The organism is Nocardia neocaledoniensis (assembly GCF_003182135.1).
GTDB lineage: Bacteria > Actinomycetota > Actinomycetes > Mycobacteriales > Mycobacteriaceae > Nocardia > Nocardia neocaledoniensis.
The window spans coordinates 1-3,496 of the sequence record NZ_QGTL01000025.1 but is presented as its reverse complement, the minus strand read 5'-3'; the positions used below and the strand labels follow the sequence as shown (position 1 = coordinate 3,496).

2 rRNA genes are annotated in these 3,496 nt (G+C 55.3%); both read left to right on the top strand.

Annotated features, from left to right (window positions below):
• Window positions 1-173 precede the first annotated feature (173 nt).
• Window positions 174-3,286 (top strand): 23S ribosomal RNA (locus tag DFR69_RS33740).
• A 94-nt stretch (window positions 3,287-3,380) separates the two neighbouring features.
• Window positions 3,381-3,496: ribosomal RNA gene (gene rrf / locus DFR69_RS33735) — 5S ribosomal RNA — on the top strand; the annotation flags it as partial.

Here is a 3,496-nt window from a genome sequence, read left to right as displayed (position 1 = left end):
GATATACCGACACACTATTGGGTCCTGAAAGAACACGCGAGTGTCTTTCAAGGCAAAACAGACGATCCGTTCGGATCTCGTTGACATCGCCGGCTTTGCCGGGCTGGTCTTCGAATCTGGTTCGATGCGGGTGTGTTGTTTGAGAACTGCACAGTGGACGCGAGCATCTTTGTTAGTAAGTGTTTAAGAGCGTACGGTGGATGCCTTGGCACCAGGAGCCGATGAAGGACGTAGGAGGCTGCGATAAGCCTCGGGGAGCTGTCAACCGAGCTGAGATCCGAGGATTTCCGAATGGGGAAACCCAGCACGAGTGATGTCGTGTTACCCGCATCTGAATATATAGGGTGTGTGGAGGGAACGTGGGGAAGTGAAACATCTCAGTACCCACAGGAAGAGAAAACAACATGTGATTCCGTGAGTAGTGGCGAGCGAAAGCGGATGAGGCTAAACCAGCTTGATGTGATAGACGGCAGTCGTTGTCTTGCTGGGGTAGTGGGAACATTCTTCTTCATTCTGCCGAATGGGGCGAGAGTCAGAAACCTAGGTGTTAGTTGAAGTGGTCTGGAACGGCCTGCCATAGACGGTGATAGTCCGGTAAACGAAAACTCCTAGGCTCTTGTGGATGTCTCCCGAGTAGCAGCGGGCCCGTGAAATCTGCTGTGAATCTGCCGGGACCACCCGGTAAGCCTGAATACTCCCTGGTGACCGATAGCGGACTAGTACCGTGAGGGAAAGGTGAAAAGTACCCCGGGAGGGGAGTGAAATAGTACCTGAAACCGTGCGCTTACAATCCGTCAAAGCCCTCTGTTCTGCAGTGGGGTGATGGCGTGCCTTTTGAAGAATGAGCCTGCGAGTCATCGGTGTGTGGCGAGGTTAACCCGTGTGGGGTAGCCGTAGCGAAAGCGAGTCCGAATAGGGCGCCTTTAGTCGCACATTATGGACCCGAAGCGGAGTGATCTACCCATGGCCAGGGTGAAGCGACGGTAAGACGTCGTGGAGGCCCGAACCCACTTAGGTTGAAAACTGAGGGGATGAGCTGTGGGTAGGGGTGAAAGGCCAATCAAACTCCGTGATAGCTGGTTCTCCCCGAAATGCATTTAGGTGCAGCGTCACGTGTTTCACGCCGGAGGTAGAGCTACTGGATGGCCTAGGGGGCCCACAAGCTTACCGAAGTCAGCCAAACTCCGAATGCCGGTGTGTGAGAGCGTGGCAGTGAGACTGCGGGGGATAAGCTTCGTAGTCGAGAGGGAAACAGCCCAGATCGCCGGCTAAGGCCCCTAAGCGTGTACTAAGTGGAAAAGGATGTGGGGTCGCTGAGACAACCAGGAGGTTGGCTTAGAAGCAGCCACCCTTGAAAGAGTGCGTAATAGCTCACTGGTCAAGTGATCCTGCGCCGACAATGTAGCGGGGCTCAAGTACACCGCCGAAGCCGCGGCATTCAGACATTAGATCGCCTTCGGGCCAGTCGTCTGGATGGGTAGGGGAGCGTCCTGTAGCCGTGGAAGTCACAGTGTGAACTAGTGGTGGAGGCTACGGGAGTGAGAATGCAGGCATGAGTAGCGAAAGACGAGTGAGAAACTCGTCCGCCGAATGACCAAGGGTTCCTGGGCCAGGTTAATCCGCCCAGGGTGAGTCGGGACCTAAGGCGAGGCCGACAGGCGTAGTCGATGGACAACGGGTTGATATTCCCGTACCCGTGTATCCGCGCCCAATGGCGAATCAGTTGTGCTAAGTATCCAAATCCCAAAAGACTTCCTTCGGGAAGCTGGAGGGGGCTGCATACGACCCTGGGTGTAGTAGTCAAGCGATGGGGTGACGCAGGAAGGTAGCTGGGCCAGGTGATGGAATACCTGGTGTAAGCCTGTAGGGCGTTGTGTAGGCAAATCCGCACAACATATAGCCTGAGAGGTGATGCGTAGTCGTTGCGACGAATTCAGTGATCCTATGCTGCCGAGAAAAGCCTCTAGTGAGTTGGTACACGGCCCGTACCCCAAACCGACACAGGTGGTCAGGTAGAGAATACTAAGGCGATCGAGAGAACTGTGGTTAAGGAACTCGGCAAAATGCCCCCGTAACTTCGGGAGAAGGGGGACCTTGCCTGGTGACGATCCTTGCGGTCTGAGCTGGGGAAGGTCGCAGAGACCAGAGAGAAGCGACTGTTTACTAAAAACACAGGTCCGTGCGAAGTCGTAAGACGATGTATACGGACTGACGCCTGCCCGGTGCCGGAAGGTTAAGAGGACCGGTTAGCGGCTTGCCGCGAAGCTGAGAATTTAAGCCCCGGTAAACGGCGGTGGTAACTATAACCATCCTAAGGTAGCGAAATTCCTTGTCGGGTAAGTTCCGACCTGCACGAATGGCGTAACGACTTCTCTGCTGTCTCAACCACAGACTCGGCGAAATTGCATTACGAGTAAAGATGCTCGTTACGCGCGGCAGGACGAAAAGACCCCGGGACCTTCACTATAGCTTGGTATTGGTGTTCGGTACGGTTTGTGTAGGATAGGTGGGAGACTGTGAACCAGGCACGCCAGTGTTTGGGGAGTCGTTGTTGAAATACCACTCTGATCGTATTGGGCTTCTAACCTCGGACCATGATCTGGTTCAGGGACAGTGCCTGGTGGGTAGTTTAACTGGGGCGGTTGCCTCCCAAAATGTAACGGAGGCGCCCAAAGGTTCCCTCAGCCTGGTTGGCAATCAGGTGTTGAGTGCAAGTGCACAAGGGGGCTTGACTGTGAGACTGACAGGTCGAGCAGGGACGAAAGTCGGGACTAGTGATCCGGCACCGGCATGTGGAAGCGGTGTCGCTCAACGGATAAAAGGTACCCCGGGGATAACAGGCTGATCTTCCCCAAGAGTCCATATCGACGGGATGGTTTGGCACCTCGATGTCGGCTCGTCGCATCCTGGGGCTGGAGTAGGTCCCAAGGGTTGGGCTGTTCGCCCATTAAAGCGGCACGCGAGCTGGGTTTAGAACGTCGTGAGACAGTTCGGTCTCTATCCGCCGCGCGCGTTAGAAACTTGAGGAAGGCTGTCCCTAGTACGAGAGGACCGGGACGGACGAACCTCTGGTGTGCCAGTTGTTCCGCCAGGGGCATGGCTGGTTGGCTACGTTCGGAAGGGATAACCGCTGAAAGCATCTAAGCGGGAAGCCTGTTCCAAGATGAGGTTTCTCTCCCACTTGATGGGTTAAGGCCCCCTACAGATGATGGGGTTGATAGGCCGGAGCTGGAAGCACAGTAATGTGTGTAGGTGACTGGTACTAATAGGCCGAGGGCTTACTATCGAAGGTGTTACGCGTCCACTGTGCGGTTTCTGAAACAACACACAACACTGCAGCAGACAGTGTGTCAGCGCTGTTGTGGATAGTTTCATAGTGTTACGGCGGTTATAGCGGTGGGGAAACGCCCGGTCCCATTCCGAACCCGGAAGCTAAGGCCACCTGCGCCGATGGTACTGCACTCGACAGGGTGTGGGAGAGTAGGACACCGCCGGA